Origin of the sequence: Haloterrigena salina JCM 13891 (assembly GCF_000337495.1) — an archaeon.
GTDB classification, from domain to species: Archaea; Halobacteriota; Halobacteria; order Halobacteriales; family Natrialbaceae; genus Haloterrigena; species Haloterrigena salina.
Map to the genome: position 1 here is coordinate 133,628 of NZ_AOIS01000054.1, position 20,017 is coordinate 153,644.

17 protein-coding genes are annotated in these 20,017 nt (G+C 62.9%); 6 read left to right on the plus strand and 11 right to left on the minus strand.

Translation table 11 applies throughout. The annotated features are described in order from the left end of the window. Positions 1-131 precede the first annotated feature (131 nt). Entirely contained in the window at positions 132-521 is a 390-nt protein-coding gene (locus tag C477_RS16220) for a CopG family transcriptional regulator (protein ID WP_008895610.1), read from the plus strand. Between the two features lie 76 nt (positions 522-597). On the opposite strand, the gene C477_RS16225 is transcribed toward C477_RS16220, so the two are convergent. Then, positions 598-2,214, minus strand: coding sequence for a cobyric acid synthase (locus C477_RS16225; RefSeq protein WP_008895611.1), 1,617 nt, complete (start codon positions 2,212-2,214; stop codon positions 598-600). Between the two features lie 558 nt (positions 2,215-2,772). Between C477_RS16225 and C477_RS16230 the strand changes: the two genes are divergently transcribed. Then, positions 2,773-4,011 carry an orc1/cdc6 family replication initiation protein gene (locus tag C477_RS16230; RefSeq protein ID WP_008895612.1) on the plus strand — a complete coding sequence of 413 codons (1,239 nt, stop codon included), beginning with the start codon at positions 2,773-2,775 and terminating at the stop codon, positions 4,009-4,011. Positions 4,012-4,170: 159 nt separating this feature from the next. On the opposite strand, the gene C477_RS16235 is transcribed toward C477_RS16230, so the two are convergent. From C477_RS16235 to C477_RS16245, 3 genes are all read right to left on the minus strand, one after another. Continuing rightward, the gene (locus C477_RS16235; protein ID WP_008895613.1) at positions 4,171-5,634 is read right to left on the minus strand and encodes a hypothetical protein; all 1,464 of its coding nucleotides are present in this window, start codon (positions 5,632-5,634) and stop codon (positions 4,171-4,173) included. Beyond that, the gene (locus C477_RS16240) at positions 5,631-6,401 is read right to left on the minus strand and encodes an ABC transporter ATP-binding protein (protein ID WP_008895614.1); all 771 of its coding nucleotides are present in this window, start codon (positions 6,399-6,401) and stop codon (positions 5,631-5,633) included. The genes C477_RS16235 and C477_RS16240 overlap by 4 nt, the downstream gene beginning before the upstream one ends. Before the next feature lie 123 nt (positions 6,402-6,524). Then, positions 6,525-7,211: a cob(I)yrinic acid a,c-diamide adenosyltransferase gene (locus C477_RS16245; RefSeq protein WP_049914594.1), complete on the minus strand. Its 687-nt coding sequence runs from the start codon at positions 7,209-7,211 to the stop codon at positions 6,525-6,527. Positions 7,212-7,334: 123 nt separating this feature from the next. On the opposite strand from C477_RS16245, the gene C477_RS16250 reads away from it, so the two are divergent. Next, a complete protein-coding gene (locus C477_RS16250) occupies positions 7,335-7,700 on the plus strand; it encodes a winged helix-turn-helix domain-containing protein (RefSeq protein ID WP_008895616.1) in 366 nt (121 codons plus the stop codon). A gap of 40 nt (positions 7,701-7,740) precedes the next feature. Here C477_RS16250 and C477_RS23620 read toward each other — a convergent pair whose 3' ends face one another. Together C477_RS23620 and C477_RS23625 are read right to left on the minus strand one after the other, a co-directional pair. Further along, the gene (locus tag C477_RS23620; protein WP_152423340.1) at positions 7,741-8,412 is read right to left on the minus strand and encodes a hypothetical protein; all 672 of its coding nucleotides are present in this window, start codon (positions 8,410-8,412) and stop codon (positions 7,741-7,743) included. An 88-nt stretch (positions 8,413-8,500) separates the two neighbouring features. Further along, entirely contained in the window at positions 8,501-9,466 is a 966-nt protein-coding gene (locus C477_RS23625; protein WP_152423341.1) for a hypothetical protein, read from the minus strand. Positions 9,467-9,939: 473 nt separating this feature from the next. Between C477_RS23625 and C477_RS16255 the strand changes: the two genes are divergently transcribed. Together C477_RS16255 and C477_RS16260 are read left to right on the plus strand one after the other, a co-directional pair. Further along, a complete protein-coding gene (locus tag C477_RS16255; protein WP_008895617.1) occupies positions 9,940-10,434 on the plus strand; it encodes a universal stress protein in 495 nt (164 codons plus the stop codon). 82 nt (positions 10,435-10,516) lie between these two features. Next, complete coding sequence (locus C477_RS16260) at positions 10,517-12,211, plus strand: hydroxysqualene dehydroxylase (protein ID WP_008895618.1); 1,695 nt, start codon at positions 10,517-10,519, stop codon at positions 12,209-12,211. Between the two features lie 19 nt (positions 12,212-12,230). Here the strand turns inward: C477_RS16260 and C477_RS16265 are convergent, their stop codons facing one another. From C477_RS16265 to msrA, 4 genes are all read right to left on the minus strand, one after another. Beyond that, a complete protein-coding gene (locus C477_RS16265; protein WP_008895619.1) occupies positions 12,231-13,502 on the minus strand; it encodes an FAD-dependent oxidoreductase in 1,272 nt (423 codons plus the stop codon). A gap of 92 nt (positions 13,503-13,594) precedes the next feature. Next, entirely contained in the window at positions 13,595-14,020 is a 426-nt protein-coding gene (locus C477_RS16270; RefSeq protein ID WP_008895620.1) for a CBS domain-containing protein, read from the minus strand. Positions 14,021-14,389: 369 nt separating this feature from the next. After that, the gene (locus tag C477_RS24185; RefSeq protein WP_008895621.1) at positions 14,390-15,763 is read right to left on the minus strand and encodes a hypothetical protein; all 1,374 of its coding nucleotides are present in this window, start codon (positions 15,761-15,763) and stop codon (positions 14,390-14,392) included. An 805-nt stretch (positions 15,764-16,568) separates the two neighbouring features. Continuing rightward, positions 16,569-17,111 (minus strand): peptide-methionine (S)-S-oxide reductase MsrA, encoded by a 543-nt coding sequence (gene msrA / locus C477_RS16280; RefSeq protein WP_008895622.1) that lies wholly within the window; start codon positions 17,109-17,111, stop codon positions 16,569-16,571. Between the two features lie 153 nt (positions 17,112-17,264). Between msrA and C477_RS16285 the strand changes: the two genes are divergently transcribed. Then, positions 17,265-18,038, plus strand: a complete 774-nt coding sequence (locus tag C477_RS16285) for an enoyl-CoA hydratase/isomerase family protein (RefSeq protein ID WP_008895623.1) — start codon at positions 17,265-17,267, stop codon at positions 18,036-18,038. Position 18,039: 1 nt separating this feature from the next. On the opposite strand, the gene ggt is transcribed toward C477_RS16285, so the two are convergent. Then, the gene (gene ggt / locus C477_RS16290; protein ID WP_008895624.1) at positions 18,040-19,959 is read right to left on the minus strand and encodes a gamma-glutamyltransferase; all 1,920 of its coding nucleotides are present in this window, start codon (positions 19,957-19,959) and stop codon (positions 18,040-18,042) included. Positions 19,960-20,017: the final 58 nt, after the last annotated feature.

Genomic DNA, 20,017 nt, shown 5'->3' on the forward strand with positions numbered 1-20,017 from the left:
TCCGTCCCGCGTCCTTTAACGTTCGTTCCGTTTCGAGATTCGATACGAACGCCGAGTCCGTCGCCGATTCTTGTAACGGGCCGTACAATTCTTCGAAACAATCATTAGCCCGCAGCGAACACCGTAACGGTATGGCCAAAGATACCGTCAGGTACCCAGACGAGGTCGTCGAGACGATCGACGAACTGGTCGACGACGGTATGTTCGAGAGCAAATCCGAGTTCTACCGCTTCTCCGCGGAGTACGTCCTCACGCTGCTCAACAACGATCACGAGGTGAAGACGTTCAACTTCGATGAGATCAAGACCGAACTCGACATCTCCGAGGAGGATCACGCGAAGGCGCTGGGTGCCGACGGTGGAACCTTCTTTCTCGACGCCGTGATCACCGTTCGTAAACACGGGCTTCGAGGCGACTACGAGGCCGCCGAGCGGTTCATCGACACCCACTACGAGTCGACCGATCAGGAGTGTATCATCCTCGAGGAACTGCTCGGAACCTACCGTTCGGAGCCGACGTAACCCGACGCGAAGCCGTCGTTGTGCCGACTCCGTCCTGTCGCCCGTAGCGATTCGCTCGATCGCCCGCGACTCGAACTCACGAATCGAACGGCGGACCGAGCGCCTCGAGATCGACGTGTTCGCCGACCAGTTCCGCGGCGCGGTCGTACGGTGTCGATCCGGTCGTCTCACCGTTGCGACGCGGGCGATCCACTCCCGCCTCCGACGCGACGGCCTCGAGAAACGCCGTTCGGACTCCCTCGTTGTCGAACAGGCCGTGGAGGTACGTCCCGAGCACCCGTCCGTGGGCCGCGCTCGAGTCGCCGAGCGGTCGGACGATTTCTTGGGCTTTCTCCTCGAGCACACGCGTCCGTCCGGCGTGGATCTCGTAGCCCGACGCGGTGCCGTCGGCGCCGGAAAGCAGCGGCGACGCCGACCCGTCGACGGGGACCGTCGTCTGCTCGACGCGCTTGGTCCCCTCGAACCGCGTCTCGACCGGCAACAGCCCGAGTCCCTCGACGACGGCGTCGTCGCCGGTCCCCTCGAGATCCGCGTTCGTAATCCGTTCCCCGAGTAGCTGGTAGCCGCCGCAGACGCCGACGATCGGCCCGTCGAACGCCGCGAGCGCGTCGGCGAAGCCGGCCTCGTGGAGCGCCAGCAGGTCGTCGACCGTGTTCTTGGTTCCCGGGAGGACGATCGCGTCGGCGTCGACGGCTGCGAGGGGATCAGTACTGGCTGTCGCCCGCTCTTCAGTCGCCAATTCCGCGTCGACCGGCACGAACGCGACCGAGACGCCCGGCGCCGCGGCCAGCGCCTCGAGGTCCGTCGCGTTCGAAATTCGGGGGAGTCGGGGGACGGCGACCGTGAGTCGGCGTTCGTCGGGAACGCCGTCGTCGTCGCCTAGCACGCCGCGCTCGCTCTTCGACGGGAGACCGACGCTGTCCTCCTCGGGCAGGCCGGGATCGTCGTACGGGAGGACGCCCAGAACCGGCACGCCGGTCTTCGACTCGATCTCCTCGATACCGGGCTCGAGCAGCGACCGGTCGCCGCGGAACTTGGTGATGACCGCGCCGACGACCCGCTCGCGCAGCGAGTCCGGCAGGAGCTCGATGGTGCCGTAGAGGCTGGCGAAGGCGCCGCCGCGCTCGATGTCGACCAGTAGGAGAATGTCGGCGTCGGCGAACTCCGCGGTCTCGACGTTCGCGAGGTCCCGGTCGTGGAGATTGATCTCGCCGATGCTGCCGGCGCCCTCCGCGACGATCACGTCGTGGTCGGCCGCGAGTCGCCGGTAGGTCTCCTCGGCGGCCTCGCGGGCCTCGTCCCAGAACTCCTCGTAGTACCGGCCGGCCGGGACGTGTTCGTGGGCCCGTCCCTGCAGGACCAGTTGGCTCTCCCCGTCGCCGCGGGGTTTGAGCAGGACGGGATTACAGTCGGTCGTGGGCGTGACTCGAGCAGCTCGAGCTTGGACGAACTGGGAGACGCCGATCTCGCCCCACTTGTCGACGTCTGGTTCGTCGCTCTCGTCGGTGTCGCTTCGGTCGTCGCCGGCCGCTGCTTCGGGTCGAACGACCACTCGAGCGTTGTTGCTCATGTTCTGTCCCTTGAACGGGGCGACCGAAACGCCCCGATCGGCGAGCAGTCGACAGAGTCCGGCGGCGACCGTCGACTTGCCGACGTGGCTCGCGGTCCCGGCGACGAGCAGCGTTCTGGTCATTCGCGTTGATCCCTACTCACGCTCGATGGTCTATCGTCCTATCGATTCGACGTATCCCGGTTCCGCGACCGACCGCGTGACGCTCGATCCCACAGGCAGATTCTTTCGGTAGCCGAGTGAGGAGTGCGGAAGTCATATCCTCGGATGTCCCGAGAGCTCTCGGTTTTGATTGGGGACGGAGACACACCACCCATTCATTCGTTATCACTCGAAAACCGGCCTAATCATCGAACCCCACCCACCACCAATTCAAACGTAATACGGAAGAGCAGAGTGACTATCTGCCATTTTGCCCTCTTTTCTCCTCGATGGATAGCCTAGTCGAATAACATACCACCAATTCAAACGTTCTCAAAGAACTAGCACTACGGATTCTATTTTCCCCCAGACTATATAAATATTTTCTATACTATGCGCTATATTATTTGAGGGACTGCTCTATCGCACTCTAACGATTGAATGGGTGGTGTGTCTCTGTCCTCAATCGACAGTAACGAATGAACCGTTTGCAACGTTCGAACCAATTGTTTTATTGGGCAGTAAAATAGCTAACATATAATGACGCTCTTCGAGCGGTCCGAAGCTATTTTCGAGGATGAAAACGTCTTGCACGACGATTATCAGCCCGAATCGCTCGAGGAACGCGACGACGAAATCGAGCAATACACCGCGTACCTACAGCCTGTCATCAACGGTTCACAGCCTCGAAATATTTTCCTCTACGGGAAGACTGGTGTCGGCAAGACAGCGGCGACGAAATATCTTCTTCACCATCTCGAGGAGGACGCAAAACAGTACGATGACCTCTCAGTCACCACTGTCTATCTCAACTGCGAGGATCTGACTAGTAGCTATCGCGTGGCCGTTGCACTCGTCAATACCTTACGGGATCCGTCTGATCAAATCAGTCGAACTGGGTATCCGTTGAACGCGGTCTACGAAAAGCTGTGGACGGAACTCGACCGAATCGGTGGGACGATTTTGATCGTTTTAGACGAAGTCGATTACATTGGCGACGACGATTCGATCCTCTATCAACTTCCGCGTGCTCGCAGTAACGAGAAAATAGAACGCGCTCGAATCGGGATTATCGGGATCAGCAACGATTTCAAATATCGAGAGAAACTCGATCCGCGCGTCGAAGACACGCTGTGTGAACGCGAACTACACTTCCCGCCATATGACGCGAACGAACTCCAGAACATTCTCGAACGACGTGCAACGTTAGCGTTCAAAGACGGCATTCTCGAGGAAGATGTTGTTCCGTTGTGTGCAGCGTTTGCCGCGCAAGATAAGGGAAGTGCCCGTCAAGGACTTGACCTCCTTCTCGAGGCGGGTGATCTAGCCCGTCGACGAAACGATTCTATCGTTACAGAAGATCACGTTCGCGAGGCGAAACAGTTGCTGGAAAAGCAGCGGATCGAAGAGAGCATGAAAGAGTTGACCTCTCACGGACATCTCACACTCTTGGCTGTAGTCGCATCGACGATTGCGGAACCGTCTGAAGCGCCATTTCAAAAGCAACGACTTTACGAACAGTATACCGATCTCGCGGTCGCGACCGACCGTGATCCTCTCGGCGGCAGGGCGTTTCATAATCACTTAGCCGAACTCTCGATGCTCGGGATTCTCGATCGAACGAAGCGTAACGAAGGCAGGAGTGGTGGGATATACTACGAATATCAGGTCGATGTTTCGATCGATGGTGCGCTTTCGACACTGGACAATTTGCATTTGAGCGGTAGTCTGAACCTCGACTCACTCTGGGAAACCGCGGAGGAACAGGGGCTCGTGTAACCGTCGAAATAGTCGGAGTAGGATTCACCACACACCACCCATTCAAACGTTTCCCACCTCGCGTTTGACATCTATTTTGGCGGCTCTAATGGTCTAAACTGCCGGTCTTCACGTGCAACGGTGGAGTGTCTTATCGACGAGTTCGAACCAATAATTCCGCTATTCGTTTCGAGACCGCTGCTCCCACCGCGGTCCGGCACGACTCGAGAGCACCATCCCAACAACACCGAACCCGATTCCGGCCACCCCCAGTGCCACCGCAACGCTCCCAGTGGGCGGCACCACGACGAACCCGGTCACCAGCGTTGGAACGAGCGCGACCCCCACCCCGAGCGTGAACAGCGAGAACCGCACGGCGTCGAAGAGGAACTCGTTGGGATCGAAGCCGGCGATGTAGACGGTCAGCCCGTAGTAGTACAGCGCGTAGCCCGCCAGCAAGATTGCGCCGACGACCGCGTCGACGAGCGTCGCCTCGAACCAGAGCACGGCCGCGAGGTACGGCACCGCGACCGTCGGTGCGCCGACGAGGACGAACGCGACCCGTTTCGCCCGGAAGACGTCGTCGATCGAGACGGGGTAGGCGAGGTAGGCCTCGAGCGAGTCGAACTGGGTCAGCCAGTTGTACGTCGTAAACGCGGTCAGTCCCAGCACGCCGCCGAAGAAGACGCCCGGCGCCGGCGCGATCCCGGTGATCGAGTCGACGACACCGACGAGCGCGGCCACCAGCGCCAACAGGATGGCCGCGGAGACGAACGGTTTCATGACGCCGCCGGACGAGCGGGCCAGATCGAGCAGCGTTTTCGAGACGAGCGCGCTGTCGGCGCCGATCGCCTCCACGGGAAGCGCGTCGCTGAGGCGGGCGAACCGATCGCTGGCGGTCCGCGACGGCCGGCCGTAGGTCGGATCGTACAGGGCGAGCGACGCCGCGCCGACGACTCCGGTTCCGACCGCCAGTCCGATCGAACCGGTCGGTCCGCCGTCGATCGGCACGAACGCGTTCCAGACGGCCCCGCCGGTTCCCGTCAGCCACGCCGCGCCGGCGGCGACGACGATCGCGCCGGTGATCGCCCACGTCGGCACGCCGCGGGTCCGGACCGCGATCAGCGCGACGGTCAGGGCCATCCCGGCGGCGAACGCCAACGACAGCGAGAGCCACAGCGCTCCCACCGCGGCCGGCACCGCCGCGAGACGGTCGGCCAGCACAGCGTTCGAGAGCGCCATCGGCAGGACGAACGCGACCGCGTAGAACAGCGCGTCCTTCAACAGGAAAACGCCCAGCAGGCGCCGCCGGGACAGCGGAAGCGTCGTCGACGACGAGAGGATCAGCGAGAGTTCGCCGAACACGTTCTCGAGCATGTCGGAACCCGCAAACCCGGCGGTCCCGCTGTAGAGACCGAAGCCGAGCGCGAGGACGTGAAGCCCCGTCAGAATCGTCCCGTCCGCGGTCCCCGTCTCCCGTAGGGCGACCGTCGCCCCCACCGCGAGGGCGGCGATGACCCCCGGGAAGAGCGCGAACCGCCAGCCGCCGAACAGCTGGGTGTGCAGCCGCCACTCCTCGCGGAAGAGCACGCCCAGCAGCCGCCGCGTCGAGGGTCCCGATCGGTCGGTCGTCGCCCCGCTCATGCGTCGATCCGCTCGAGCGAGGGCAGGTCTCGAGCGTCTTCGTTCTCGACGCGCTCGAGGAACACCTCGAGGAGCGATTCGTCGTTGCCGTCCCCACCGCCGCCGTCTCCGGCGAGCGACCGCTCGGTCACGATCCGCCCGTCGGCGACGATGCCGACCCGCGTACAGATCTCCTCGGCGACGTCGATGTTGTGCGTCGAGACGAAGACGGCGTTGTCGCCGGCGGCGTAGGAGACGAGGAACCGCTTGACCTGCTCTTGGACCAGCGGGTCGAGGTTCGCCAGCGGCTCGTCGATGAAGACCACGTCGGGCTCGTGGAGGAACGCCTGCGTGATCATCACCTTCTGCTGTTGACCCCGCGAGAGGTCGGTGTGCAGCGTGTCGAGTTTGTTCTCGAACCCCAGGCGCTGGGCCCAGTCGGCCGTCCGCTCGGCGACCCGGTCGGAATCGAGTTCGCGGACGTCGCCGACGAACTCGAGGTACTCCCGCGGCGTGAGGAAGCTCGGTGGCGACTGTTGCTCCGGCAGGATCCCGACTCGCTTCCGTGTCTCGATCGGCTCGGTCACCGGATCGGTCTCGAGAACTCGTACCGTCCCCGCGTCCGGCTGAATCTGGCCCGTCAGCGTTCTGATCGTGGTCGTCTTGCCCGCGCCGTTGGGGCCGAGAAACCCGTACAACTCCCCGCGCTCGACGGTGAAGCTCATGTCGGCCACCGCCTCGACGGCTCCGTAGGACTTGCCCAGTCCGTCTACCCGAATTGCACCCATTGAACGTCGATACGTTCACAGGAATTGATAATAATTGTGTTGGTAGGAGAATAGTAACACCGTCCCCGAACCGACGGTTTCGCTCGAGCGACCGTCGCTTTCGCGCAGAATTGCCGCTGTCGATCAGAACTCGGTTCCGCGCCGGGCCCGCTGGCCGTCGTCGATCGGATGTTTCACTTTGCGAACGTTCGTGACGAGATCGGCGCGGTCCTCGAGGTACGCCGGTTCCGCGTGGCTCCCCGAGAGCACCAGTTCGAGATCGTCGGGCTTCGCGTCGACGAGGCTATGGACGTCATCCTTCGAGAGCAGGCCGCGATCCGCGGCGTAGAGCACCTCGTCCAGAATCAGCATGTGCACCCCCTCCTCCGGCGGCGCGTCGAGGTCGATCGGCGCGCCGAGGTCGGCTTCCCCGGCCGCCTCGAGCAGTTCGTGAGCGCGCTCGAGGCCCGCCTGGGCCTGGGCCGCGTGGTCTTCCTCGTCGCTGCCGTCTTTCATCCCGTGCCAGCCGTAGTGGCCGAGGTTCTCGTAGCTGATCCCCGGCAGCGCCGCGATGGCGTTGTACTCGCCGCGGACGGCGTCGACGCTCGAGGCGCCGCCCTTCATGAACTGGAGCATGTGCACGCGGTAGCCGTGGCCCGCGGCGCGCATCCCCATCCCCAGCGTCGCGGTGGTCTTCCCCTTGCCGTCGCCCCACCAGACCTGTACGAGGCCGAACTCCTCGGGCGCCGCGGGTTCGATCCGTTCCGGTTCAGGCGTCCGGCCCTGCCCCGGCGTGTTCTCGACCGTCGACTCGGGTGTCTCGTCGCTCATACGCAGTCCGTCGGGCCGATCCCACATGTAGTTGGCTCACCCGTCGCGACTCGCGGCCGACGCGTCCGTCACTTTCGGGACCAAATGTGTCTTTAGGCTTCGCTCCTAACGTGGTCGCAGTCTATGACACTCGAGTTCTCATCGTCCGACGACGCCGCCGATCTCGCGGGCGTCGTTGCCGTGCTGGACGATGCTGACTGTCGAGAGATCATCGCAATTCTCGAGGCGCCCAAGACCGTTCCCGAGATCGCCGAAGCGGTCGATCTCCCCCTCTCGACGACCTATCGAAAACTCGATCGGCTGACCGATGCCGGACTCGCCAGCGAGACCGTCGGCGTGCGGCAGGGTCGCCACCACAAGTCCCGGTACGTCGCGAACTTCGACCGGATCGGGATCAGTCTCGACGAGGAGCGCGAGTTCCGCGTCGACGTCGACAGCTCGAACGATCAGTCGCTGGGGATCTGGTCGAACGTGAGCGAGGAGTTCTAACCCATCTCAATTTATCAACCATGCTTGTCACGTAGTGGAATTAGAACGAATTTAAATTATTGCGAAGAATTCTACGGAATGGGGAAATAATAGATTTGACAATCCACAACCCGAAGAGAACAACGGGAGTAACCATCCCCCACTTCGGGGGAATCGCTCGGTACTGATCGTTGATTTTCTCTATCTGATTCTTGCTTTCTAAGTAGTTGAGTGCAGCCTGAACGCGTGACTCTGTAAGATCCAACTCGGAGGCAAGCGTCGTAATTGACTGTGGTTCGGGGCTTTTCCGAAGGTGCTGATATACCCTATTCAGTAATTGGAGGCGGAGCATCGCTTCTTCCCTCTCTGCTGTTGCTACATAGGAGTCTACTGCTGTGGATGTCCCATATTGATGAATTGTAATTCCATCTAGAAGAAACCAAAGACCAACAACTCCGAATATCCCTCCTATTAGACCTAAGTTGGATAATATAAAAATCATCATTACTGCTATAAGCGTTATACCAAAAATCACTCTCTTAGTACCTCTAGAAATATCTGATATATATCCTACAAAATCTATAAGGATAACTCCGATAAGCACCGTAGCAATAGATAATATTTCAATAGTATTCATATAGGTAAAGTTACTTGTAAATAGAACCATCCCACTCAGGGCGATGATCCCTTGTAATACCTTATTTTTCCAGGCTTCCTCAAAGGGATGGATCATAACTTGATATTCGCTACTTCCAATAATAAAATTTTCCCCTGCTACGCAACATAAATGGCCCAGAACTAAAACAAGTGGGCCAATATATCTAACAGTCGAATGCTAAGTCACAGACAACTCCAGAAGATGATACACATACCGTTACTCCGCCTACGGTTGTAACTTGCTCACAAAACACAGCACAAGCACCTGATAGATAGGGGAAAGACGAAGCAAGTGGAACACATCTGCTTAGACAACCCCAGAATCCGAGCTGATTTGCGCCACCACAGATTGCGCTAAGTGCACTCGGACAAAAGCTACAAACTAAGTCCCAGAATCCGTCACTTGCATCTGCAACTGTAACCCGCCTACCGTTGAAATCTCTATAGCTGTTGATTACTTCTTGATCAACATCTAGCTTTTCTCGTGATACTGCTTTACTTATGCTTGGAGTTTGACTTTTTATACTCGGAAGCGCATTCTGGTTGACTTCTTTTCTTCCAAGTTCTGTTGGTTGTGGCTCATATTTTGGTGTTGTTTCTTGGTTTATCGAATCGTCATTTTCAAATCCGAATGCTGTTGCAGTAAGGGAATTAGATTCCGACCCGGAAGAACTGAATATTATACCAGCGGCAGTAATCGGTTTTCGCTCTCCTTCAATGGTCCCGGTCATTGCAATTATTGTCCCGGTTCCATCAAGGCCTGATTCAGATAATCCTCTTTTCGTTCCTATAGCAATCGGTGTAATTGCTAAATCATAGGGATCTAAATCTTCATCTCCAGTTTCAATTGAATAGGACAGTGGCATTTCAATAGTCACTGCCCCGCTTTCATTGTGGATGTAGGATTCCAGATCCTGAATAGCTTGGTCCTGTTTGACCGCCCTCATATCTATCTCAGCATCATAGGCGGTCTTCATACTGATATCGGGGGATGTGTTCTCTTCAACTGGAGCAGCTGCTACAGAACCACTACTTGCAAGACTGAGAGATGAAACCCCTGTGGCGCTACCCAGTGTTGCAAGTACTTTGCGTCGGTTCACCTCTTCCGAACTGCGTGTGTTTCTTGCCACAATATACACTAACGAATAACAGTATGAAAATTTAACTAATATATCTATATTTTAATTGGTCTTTATATTAAAAATGACGTGGGGCCGGCTACCCGACTGGACTCGTTTCGATGGCCCGACTGACAGCGAACAGGCTGTCGTACCGGCCCGTCGAACTGTCTTCGAGAGTTCCTAACAGCACTGATCGATCTTGCATCCTCAACGATCTAACGGTCCTCGTCTTGGGCGGCTACACCGACCAGATCACCCGATTTCCGCTGCCGGAACGTACGCCGAGAAGTTCACCGGTACGACAACTTCACTCTTTTTGCCGTGTTTGAGCGGGCCCTCGACCTTGATAGCTCGGTCGTCTGAATCATGGTTGATCGCGGAAGCATGGCAAGTCACGCGGCGACCGTTCGTCCGGTGATCGCCGCTGCCGATCCGACCGGTTGAACCTCACCATTAACTGAGATGGTAATGAGGTGACGAGCATGTCGTTCGTCGTCCCGTTCGACGGATCGGAGCTCTCGGAGGCCGCCCTCGTCCGGGCGGTCGAGTACGGAACCGCGCTCGAGGAGGACGTCGCCGCCGTGAGCCTCGTCTCGGAGCGCCGGCGCTACGCGGTGGAGAAGGGCTGGATCGAGGCGGGCGAGCCCTACGACGTCGACGCGGTCGTCGACCGGCTCCGCGACCGCGTGCTGACGCTGGCGCCCGACGCGACGTTCGAGTGCGAACGGATCCGCGAGTACCCGCCCGAAGCCGAACTCGCCGAGCACATCGAACGGCTGGTGCTCGAGCACGACCCCAGCGCGGTCTTCTTCGGCAGCGAGAACGTCGGTCGCGTCGTGACGCCGCTGACCAGCGTCGGGGCCCGCGTCGCCGCCGAGACGTCCTACGACGTCTTCATCGTCCGCGGTACGCAACCGCCGAAACTGGACGCGCTCGACCCTCACCCGGAGTTCTACGACGACTCGCGTGCGGACTGATCGACGATCGACGCGGGCCGATCGGTGCCGCCTTCGGTGTTAGGGACATCGGTTACGTCGGTCGCTCCCGCAGTGGACGTCGATGACCGACGTAGCCGTACTCGGCGGCGGAATCGGCGGCCTCACCGCGGCCCACGAACTCGCCCGACGGGGCCTCGAGGTGACGGTCTTCGAGGCCAACGACCGCTTCGGCGGCAAGGCGCGATCGATGCCGATCGACGACGGCCCGGCGCCGCTGCACGGCGAACACGGGTTCCGGTTCTTCCCGGCCTTCTACCGCCACGTCACCGACACGATGGCCCGCATCCCCGACGGCGACGGCACGGTCGCGGACAACCTCGTCGAGACCGAGGCGACGCTGATCGCCAGCGAGCGGGGGCCGGGACGGATCGCCGAGACGCGCACGCCCGACACGGTGCGGGGCTGGCTCGAGGCGCTGCGCCCGGCGTTCGCCGAGGACCTGCCCGCCGCCGACGTCCGCTTTCTGCTCGAGCGACTGCTGTACTTCCTGACAGCCTGCGAACAGCGCCGCGAGAACGAACTGGACGACGTCTCGTGGTGGGAGTTCATCGACGCCGACGACCGCTCGCCGGAGTTCCGCGAGCGACTCGCGTACGCGACGCAGGCGCTGGTCGCGTTGCGCCCGCAGGTCGGGAGCGCGCGGACGATCGGCGCCGTCTACCTCCAACTGCTGTTCGGTCAACTCGATCCGACTCGGCCGACCGAGCGCGTGTTGAACGCGCCGACCAGCGAGGCGTGGATCGACCCGTGGGTGCGCTACCTCGAGTCCCTCGGCGTCGAGTTCCGGCCGAACGCGCCGATCCGGCGACTCGAGTTCGACGGTCGACGCGTCACCGGCGCCGTCGTCGGCTCCGAGCGCGACGCAGACGGGCCGTCTCCCGAGCGGATCGAGGCCGACGACTACGTCCTCGCCGTCCCCGTCGACGTCGCGCCGCGGCTGCTCACCCCCGAACTGACGCGAACCGCGCCCGCGCTCGGTCGGATCGAGCGCCTCGACACCGCCTGGATGAACGGGATCCAGTTCTACCTGACCGAAGACGTCACGCTGTCGCGGGGCCACCAGGTCTACGCCGACGCCCCGTGGGCGCTGACGTCGATCTCGCAGCGCCAGTTCTGGTCGGGGTCGGACTACGACCTCGAGGACCGCGACGACGAGGTCGCGGGCGTCCTCTCGGTGATCGTCTCAGACTGGGAGACGCCGGGAATCCTGCACGAGAAGCCGGCCAGACGGTGCAGCCGAGAGGAGATCGCTGCGGAGGTCTGGGAACAGCTGAAAATCCACCTGAACGGCGCCGACGAACGGCTGCGAGACGACATGCTCGTCGACTGGTTCCTCGATCCGGCGATCGTCGAGACCGGCGGTGCGCCGGAGACGCAAGGGGAAGACGGCGACGCCGTCGCCGGCGTCGAGAACCGCTCGCCGCTGTTGATCAACACCGTCGGCTCGTTGCGGAACCGGCCGCCCGCTGACGTCGGCGTTCCGAACCTCGCGCTGGCCGGCGACTACGTCCGAACGAACGCCGATCTGGCCTCCATGGAATCGGCCAACGAGGCCGGCCGCCGCGCGGCCAACGCCGTCCTCGAGCGCCGCGGCGTCCGCGCGTCGCCGGCGCGGATCTGGGACCTCGAGGAACCCGTCGTGTTCGATCCGCTCAAACGGGAGGATCGGGTTCGATACCGGCTCGGACTTCCTCACCCCGCGGAACTGACGCAGTCGCTGCGGACGGTCACGCGCGGATTGGTCGGTGGTCGTTAACGCTGTGTCCGTCTCTGCGTTAGCGGCTGTTACCGACGAGATCCGCGTCCGTCGGCCCCTGTCCGTCGAACTCGCGGACGTACTCGTCGAGGGTCGACGGCTCCGACGCGCCCGGGAGTTCGGTCGTCGCCGTGGCCGACTCGGCGTCGACGCCCAGCCGATCGCAGACGAGATCCGCGGTCGCCTCGGCCATCCGGCGGTAGGTCGTTAGCTTCCCGCCGACGATGCTGGCGAAGTTCTCGACGCCGTCGGAACCCAGCGCCGATGAGGACGTCTGCTCGTTCCCGTCGGCGGCGTGATCGAGCAGGTGAAAGCCCCGCGAAATCCCGCGTCCGCCTCGAGCGGCCTCCTCGGGTTCGTACAGCGGCCGCACGCCCCACCACGTCCGGATCCGTTCCGCCTCGGTAACGGCCGGGAGGACCGTCGCGCACTCTTCGATCGTTCGCTCGACCTCCCAGTCGGCCCGCTCGTAGTCGTCCGGATCGTCGACCGGGACGCTCGTCGTCCCGAGCACGGCCTCGTCGTCGTGGGGGACGACGATGTCGCCGTCGGCCGGATCGCGACAGCGGTTGAGGACGGGCTCGAGGCCGTCGTAGTCGATCGAGACCATGACGCCCCGCGTCGGACGCATCGGAACGCTGACGCCGGCCATCGCCGCGATTCGGCCGGCGTGGGCGCCCGTGGCGTTCACAACGTACGTCGGCTCGAGGGTCCGCCCGGCGTCGCCGAGCGAGACCGACGCGATGCGACCGTCGTCGACGGTCATGTCGGTGACGGGCGCGTGCGGTAGGATGTCGGCGCCGTGTTCGCGAGCGGCCGCCGCGTTGGCCGCGACCAGCCGCGACGGGACGACGACCCCGTCGGGAACCCACATCGCGCGTTCGACCTCGTCGCTGAGGCCCGGAACCGCGTCTCGAGCCGTTTCGCCATCGATCACGTCGGTCGGAATCCCGACGTCCTCGCAGGCCGCGCGCTTCTCCTCGAAGTAGTCCGGGTCGTCCTCGGCCAACTGGACGAACAGCCCGCGGGTCTCGCGGACGGCGGCGCCGCCGATATCGCGGAGGATGCGGTTCTCTTCGAGACACTCGCGGGCGCCCTCGGGATCGCTCTCGGCGTACCGGGCGCCGCTGTGCAGCAGGCCGTGGGAGCGCCCGGAGGCGCCCGCCGAGAGCCCGTCGCGTTCGGCCAGCGTCACGTCCACGCCCCGCAGCGCGAGGTCCCTGGCGAGTCCCGTGCCGGTCGCGCCGCCCCCGACGACGAGGACGTCCGGATGGGTCGGTCGACTGTTCATAGTCGGACCACGTGCTCGAGCGGGAGGTACCTTTCACTGTTTGGACGACAGACGGGGCGACGCGCGGTGTCGGGTCGGAAAAATGGGAGTCGCTACGGGCTGTAGTCGGGCGACTGGGCTTCGATCGTGTCAGCGACGTTGTCGAGTTCCTCGCCGATCGTCGCGATCAGGTCGTCCAGCGTCGCGATCCCGGCCAGTTCACCGTCGTCGTCGACGATCGGGAACCGGCGCACGTTGTGCTCCGCGATCGCCTCCGAGATCGCCAGCGGATCGTCGTCCGCGTGAATCGTCGCCGGCTCCTCCGCCATGATCTCCTCGACCGAGAGCGAGCCGACGTCGTCGTGATCATGGATCGCGAGCGCGGCGTCGCGGTCGGTGAGCATCCCGACCGGCTCGTCGTCCTCGGTGACGACGAGCGCGCCGACGTTTTCGTCCTCCAGTGTCTGCGTGGCCTCCTCGAGGTCGCTGTCGGGGCTGGTCGTGACGACGTTCTCGGGACCGAGTTTGCCGATTGACATGATCCGTTGGAACGGACGCCGAGAGGGGTATTCAATCTGAGCCCTTCAAGTGAATATAGACCGGGTCAGCCGCGCTGTGGTGGCGTCGGGTTGATGTGGCGGCTACGTTCGATGAGGCCGGTGGCGTGACCGTGGTCACGCACCGACCGGGGAGGGATCAGATTGTGCAGTTCCTGGCAGAGGAGGTGACGCCACCGATCCATGGTTCCGCGTGTACGCGGGCAGGAGTTGCAACTGCCGGTTGCGCTGAATCCTTAAGCGATAACGGGTGCTTGCGAGGACTGAGTTAGGATAGGGTATTATTTCGAAATAATTTATTAATAAATTCTCCGGGAACGAAGCCCGCGATCCGACGGGCCGGCGGATCGATCAGTAGTCGTCGTGTCCGTGGTCGTCGTCTTCCTCGTGATCGTGGTCCTCGTCGTCATGATCGTGATCCTCGTCACCGTGCTCGTCGTCGTCCGAAGACACGCCCTCGACCGGGCGCCCATCGATCACGACAATCTCGTTGGGGTCGAAGTCGAACTCGCCGGTGGTGATCACATCGCCCTCGTTCAGATCCACCAGGTGGATCTCCTGGCTGTTCGGGTCAGTGACGTAAAGGAAATCCTCATTGGCGCGGATAGCCGGGCGGGGCTCCTGCCACTCCTCGGGCTCAGTCCACTCATCAATCACATCGATGTGCTCGAGGTCCTCGCCCGTCTCCTGGTCGATGATGTGGAGCTGACCGTCCTCGGTGAGCACGAGGGCCTCCCCGTCAGGTCCGCGCTGGAGGTTGCGGAAGTTGTAGGGAGAGCCCACGTCGGTTGTGGTGATCTCGCGGGTCTCAGCGTTGATCAGGGCCACCTCAGTCATCGGCTCCTCGCCCTCCTCGTCCGTGCGGTAGTCGCCCAGGAAGATGGGAGAGCCCTCGGAGGAGAAGAGGTTGCCGATGCGGGAGAACTCCTCACCGGTATCGTGCTTCTCGAAGCTGTCGCCGTCCCAAACCAGGACCCCGTCCTCACAGCCGAATGCAATGATGCCGTCCGGCCCTGCAGCTTCGCCGTGGACGCCGGGGCAGTCCTCGTTGCGGTCCACTTCCTCGCCGTCAGCGTCCAGGAAGCGAGCGCCGGAACGGTCCTCGAGCGTTTCCAATCGCGAACCGTCCTCGAGCACCACAGCGACGCCATGGTGGGCGCCCTCGCTTTCGAAGCTTTCGGTCTCGATGCTGTCAGCCTCGACGTCGAGGTCGGCAAGATCCAGGGAGTGGTACTCACCCGTACCGTCGAAGAACAGGGTGACAATGCCGTCATGAGAGACCACGTGACCCGGAGTGTCCCCGTCAACCGTCACATCTGAGAGGTATGGGTCGGTGGTGTAGTAGTGGTTGTGGTCACCGTGGGGCTCTCCCCACGTGCCGACGTCCAGGAGGCGGAAGCTGCTGCCCTCCGTGAGGAAGGCGTGCCGGCCATCTCCGGCCTCATTGATGCGGACGAACCCTTTGGCGTCGAACTTATCGAGCACCTCCAGGCTGACGCCGTCAAGCACGGCGACACCGCCGTCATAGGTGACCGCTACGCGCGGCTCGGCTCCTCCGACTTCCTTCTGCTCCCGCTCAGAGGGGTCAATGTCGTCCTCACCCTCGTCCTCGGGTTCGTCCTCGTCGGCCTCCCCCTCCTCGTCGCCGTCGGTACAGCCGGCGACCGCCGCGGCGACCATCACTCCCCCACTCAGCTTCAACAGTTCTCGGCGTGTGCCTGCCATACCTCCTGCAAACGAGAACGGGAACAAAAGTGTTGCTATCTATGGCACAATAATTAATAAAATGGCTTATCGTACTTGACGATGTTAATAATATTCGGGGGGGGGGGGTCGGCGGCGACCGGGTGGTCCTCGGCGGTGACTCGGATACGAAGATCTCCACTTTCCCGCCAACCTCAACTGTCGGTCCCAGAGTAGCCTCGAGGTCGATATCCTTCGTCGCCCCTTTGAGGTCACGCAGTGACATTGCGCCGCCACCGATCAGGTGAACCGTGAGCGGGTCAGACAGCCCACCTGAGATTCGCTGAAACTCGTTCTCGATGTATTTGCAGCCGAACGTTGGTCTCATTTGGGTAGTGGCACCTCGTAGTCAGCCGCCAGCCAATCAGCTTCCGTCTGATCCAAGATTGACCATCGGAGCCGAGACTATCTCCCCCGACGAGGTGCTGAACATGAATTCGGAGAGAACTATCTTGTAAAGTGTCAAGAAAAGGAATGAACGGTAGGTGATTATTATAAAAAAAGTACTATACTAGAAAAACATAGTTTAGATGTGATAATAAATGGGGTTCGATATCTTCGGTGGTTGTTTTCCAAATTGGACTCCGGGCGGCTTCTCTCGGGGCGATTCTATCGCAGTTGGCCTGCCGCGAGAACACAGTCGCTGGTGAGTGTGGGGTGAGTCAGGTTACGGACACGAAATGCGGACACAGCAATTGGCTTCGCAGTTGTCCGGAGAGATGGTCTTTTCCGACCGTCTAGTCACTTCGCAACTCGAGCACCGAGCGTTGGTTCGGCGTCGCGACTGTTACGCCGACGTCGGTTCGCCCTCGACGTTCTCGCCGAACTTCTCCCGAACTTTCTCGACTTTCGGGGCCGCGTGCATCGAACAGTAGGCGTCGTTGGGGTTCTTCTCGAAGTAGTCCTGATGGTGCTCCTCGGCCTCGTAGAACGTGTCCAGGGGCTCGATCTCGGTGACGATTCCGTCGTAGAGCCCCTCGTTCTCGAGTTCCTCGGCGAACGCCTCTGCCGTCTCGAGCTGGTCGTCGTCGTGAGCGTAGATCGCCGATCGGTACTGGCTGCCGACGTCCGGGCCCTCGCGGTCCTTCGTGGTCGGATCGTGGATCGTAAAGAGGACCTCGAGCAGGTCCGCGTAGGCGATCGCGTCGGGATCGTACTCGATCTGGACCACTTCCGCGTGTCCCGTCTTTCCGGAACAGACCGCCTTATACGTTGGATCCTCGGTGTGGCCGCCGGCGTAGCCGGAGGTGACCGACTGGACCCCCTCGAGTTCCTTGAACGCCGCTTCGACACACCAGAAACAGCCGCCGCCGAACGTAGCTCGTTCCATGGGCTCGAGTAGGGTCCGCTCGAGGAAAGATGTGACGGGTCCGGACTCGAGGGTCGCGTTCGGTCGTGCTCGCGGACCGGGTTTCGTTCGCGCCCGCAGACCGAGACTTCCGCGGTGCCAAGGGATTTCACCGGGGCCGATGAACCCCGGCGTATGTCCTGGCAGACCGTCGAACTCGAGTGGGACGGAGACGTCGCAACGATAACCGTCGACCGGCCTGAGGCGCTCAACGCCCTGAACGTCGAGACCCTCGAGGCGATGGGCGAGGCGATCACCGAGGCCGTGGACGACGACGCCCGCGCGCTCGTCCTGACCGGCGCCGGCGACGACGCGTTCATCGCCGGCGCGGACATCGGCTACATGCGGGATCTCTCGACCGCCGAAGCCCAGGAGTGGGGCGCCCTCGGGCACGACGTCGCCGACGCGCTGGCGGCGTTCCCGGCGCCGACGATCGCCGCGATCAACGGCTACGCGTTCGGCGGCGGCTGCGAGATGGCCATCGCCTGCGACCTCCGCGTCGCCGGCGAATCGGCCGTCATCGGCAACACGGAGATCGACCTCGGCATCATCCCGGGCTGGGGTGCGACCCAGCGACTGCCGGAACTCGTCGGCGACGAGACCGCCCGCCGCATGATCTTCCTCGGCGAGCGACTGGACGCCGAGTCGGCCGCCGAGGCCGGGCTCTTCGGCGAAGTGGTGGCCGACGACGCCCTCGAGGAGACCGTCGACGAACTGGCCTCGCGGCTCGCCGCGAAGCCGGCCGTCGCGATGCGCGCCGCGAAAGGGGCGCTCAATCAGCGCCACGAAGGGTCGCAGACCAGCGGCCTCGAGTACGAGAAACGGGCCTTCGCCAGCCTGTTCGGGACGCCGGATCAGCGCGAGGGGATGGCGGCGTTCGTAGAGGATCGCGAACCGGAGTTCGAGTAGTTCAGTCAGTTCGGCCGCGCCCGTTCGCCGCTGACCCCCCGTGACCGCGCGTTTCGTTCTCGCCGTGACTGCGCTCGCAACCCCGGTCGAGGCCGACGGCCAGTCCGTCGCGCGTCGGATCGGCCGCGCCGATCAGCTCGTCCGCGCCGACCTCGATGACCTGTACGTTGCCGAAGTCGTCGCTGGGGTCGTCTTCCCAGACCTGGCCGAACCGCTCGGTCGCCTCGCGGGCGCCGGCCGGCACCCCGTCTTCCCACATGATCGGCGGACAGTCAGTGGTGAAGACGGTCGGTTCGGAAAGCGCTGCGAGCGGCTCGAGGCCGTAGACATAGCGGTGGAGCAGCGTCTGGGCGACCGATGTGATGATGGTCCAGCCGCCCGGCGAGCCCACGGTGAACGCGGGGACGCCGTCGTGGAACGCGATGATGGGGCTCATGCTGCTCAGCGGCCGCTTCCACGGCTCGACCTGGTTCGGGCCGCCGGGTTCGGCGTCGAAGTCCGTCAACTCGTTGTTGAGCATGAAGCCGCGCCCGGGAACCATCATTCCCGAGCCCATGAGCTGTTCGATGGTCGAGGTGTAGGAGACGGTGTTGCCGTCCGCGTCGACGACGGAGAAGTGGGTCGTCGACCCGTACCCTTCCTCGGCGGCCGCGACTCCCCGTGAGGCGTCGACGCCCGGCGGTACGCCGGGGTCGACGCACTCCTCGGCTCCGTAGTCCGCGAGCGTGTCGTCGACGCGCACCTGCGCGGCGCGCTCGGCGAGGTAGTCGTCGCTGAGCAGGCCGTCGACCGGCGCGTCGACGAACTCGGGGTCGCCCATGTACTCGTTCCGGTCGGCCCAGGCCAGACTCGTCGCCTCGGCGAACAGGTGATACTTCTCCGGCGACCGGAGGTCGTACTGTTCAATCCCGAGTTGCTCGAGGACCCGCAGGATGTACGCGACGGTGGTCGGTCCCGAACTCGGCAGCGGCTGGCCCACGAGTTCGAGGTCGCGCCACGCCGCCCGGACCGGTTCGTCGAGCGTGACGTCGTAGGCGGCGAGGTCGTCGACGGTCATGCTGCCGCCGGCCCCCCGTACCGTTTCGGCGAGATCAGCAGCGATGGGACCCTCGTAGAAGGCCGCGGCGCCGCCGCGCTTGATCCGCTCGAGCGTATCCGCCAGATCGGGATTGACGTGTGTGTCGCCCGCCTCGAGCGGCCTCCCGGACGCATCGGAGTAGGCCTCCCGGGCCGCGTCGTTAAACTTCTCCCAGTTCTCCGCGATCTGTTCGGCGAAGACCGCGTCGATGGCGAACCCGTTGCGCGCGAGGTCGATCGCGGGACGGATCAGTCGCTGCCGCGGCCGCGAGCCGTGCAAATTCAGCGCCGTCTCCAGCCCCATCACGGTGCCGGGGACGCCCACGGCCGTCCCCAGTTGGATCCGCTCGTCGAACGGGATCGGCTCGCCGTTTTCGTCGAGGAACATGTCCGGGGTCGCGCCGCGGGGCGCCCGCTCGCGGCTGTCGACGACGGAGGCCTCGTCCGCGTCGTAGACGACCATGAACCCGCCGCCGCCGATGCCCGATGCGTGAGGCTGGGTCACGGTCAGCACGTACTGGAGTGCGACGGCGGCGTCGACGGCGTTGCCGCCCTCCCGCAGGACGTTCGCGGCGACGCCGGCGGCGATCGGATCCACGCTCGAGACCATCCCGTCGGCCGCGGTCACCTGCCGGCCGCACGCGAACTGGGGCCGGTCGCAGTCGACTCCCGGAACGCCAGCCCCGCTTCGGTCGTCGCCCGTCGCACCCGCGATAGCGCTCCCGCCGAGGACGCCGGCGGTCGCCCCGAGCGCGCCGAGGAACGCTCGACGGTCGACGCGAGAAGGTTCGGTTCGCCGCGCTGCTCTCCGTCCGGTCGCGTTCGGATCGGTGTCTCGTGTCATCTGTCGAATCGTCGTCCGGGTACCCAACGTAGCCGCCGAAAATATTTCCGGAAAACGT

Bases quoted from the DNA above. Each gene is read 5' to 3' on its own strand.
- C477_RS16270 (WP_008895620.1), bottom strand. From the start codon at position 14,020: ATGTCAATCGGCAAACTCGGTCCCGAGAACGTCGTCACGACCAGCCCC.
- C477_RS16265 (WP_008895619.1), bottom strand. From the start codon at position 13,502: ATGAACAGTCGACCGACCCATCCGGACGTCCTCGTCGTCGGGGGCGGC.
- C477_RS16260 (WP_008895618.1), top strand. From the start codon at position 10,517: ATGACCGACGTAGCCGTACTCGGCGGCGGAATCGGCGGCCTCACCGCG.
- C477_RS16285 (WP_008895623.1), top strand. From the start codon at position 17,265: ATGTCCTGGCAGACCGTCGAACTCGAGTGGGACGGAGACGTCGCAACG.
- C477_RS16250 (WP_008895616.1), top strand. From the start codon at position 7,335: ATGACACTCGAGTTCTCATCGTCCGACGACGCCGCCGATCTCGCGGGC.
- C477_RS16220 (WP_008895610.1), top strand. From the start codon at position 132: ATGGCCAAAGATACCGTCAGGTACCCAGACGAGGTCGTCGAGACGATC.
- C477_RS16240 (WP_008895614.1), bottom strand. From the start codon at position 6,401: ATGGGTGCAATTCGGGTAGACGGACTGGGCAAGTCCTACGGAGCCGTC.
- C477_RS16255 (WP_008895617.1), top strand. From the start codon at position 9,940: ATGTCGTTCGTCGTCCCGTTCGACGGATCGGAGCTCTCGGAGGCCGCC.
- C477_RS16245 (WP_049914594.1), bottom strand. From the start codon at position 7,211: ATGAGCGACGAGACACCCGAGTCGACGGTCGAGAACACGCCGGGGCAG.
- C477_RS16235 (WP_008895613.1), bottom strand. From the start codon at position 5,634: ATGAGCGGGGCGACGACCGACCGATCGGGACCCTCGACGCGGCGGCTG.
- C477_RS16225 (WP_008895611.1), bottom strand. From the start codon at position 2,214: ATGACCAGAACGCTGCTCGTCGCCGGGACCGCGAGCCACGTCGGCAAG.
- C477_RS23620 (WP_152423340.1), bottom strand. From the start codon at position 8,412: ATGATCCATCCCTTTGAGGAAGCCTGGAAAAATAAGGTATTACAAGGG.
- msrA (WP_008895622.1), bottom strand. From the start codon at position 17,111: ATGGAACGAGCTACGTTCGGCGGCGGCTGTTTCTGGTGTGTCGAAGCG.
- C477_RS24185 (WP_008895621.1), bottom strand. From the start codon at position 15,763: ATGGCAGGCACACGCCGAGAACTGTTGAAGCTGAGTGGGGGAGTGATG.
- ggt (WP_008895624.1), bottom strand. From the start codon at position 19,959: ATGACACGAGACACCGATCCGAACGCGACCGGACGGAGAGCAGCGCGG.
- C477_RS16230 (WP_008895612.1), top strand. From the start codon at position 2,773: ATGACGCTCTTCGAGCGGTCCGAAGCTATTTTCGAGGATGAAAACGTC.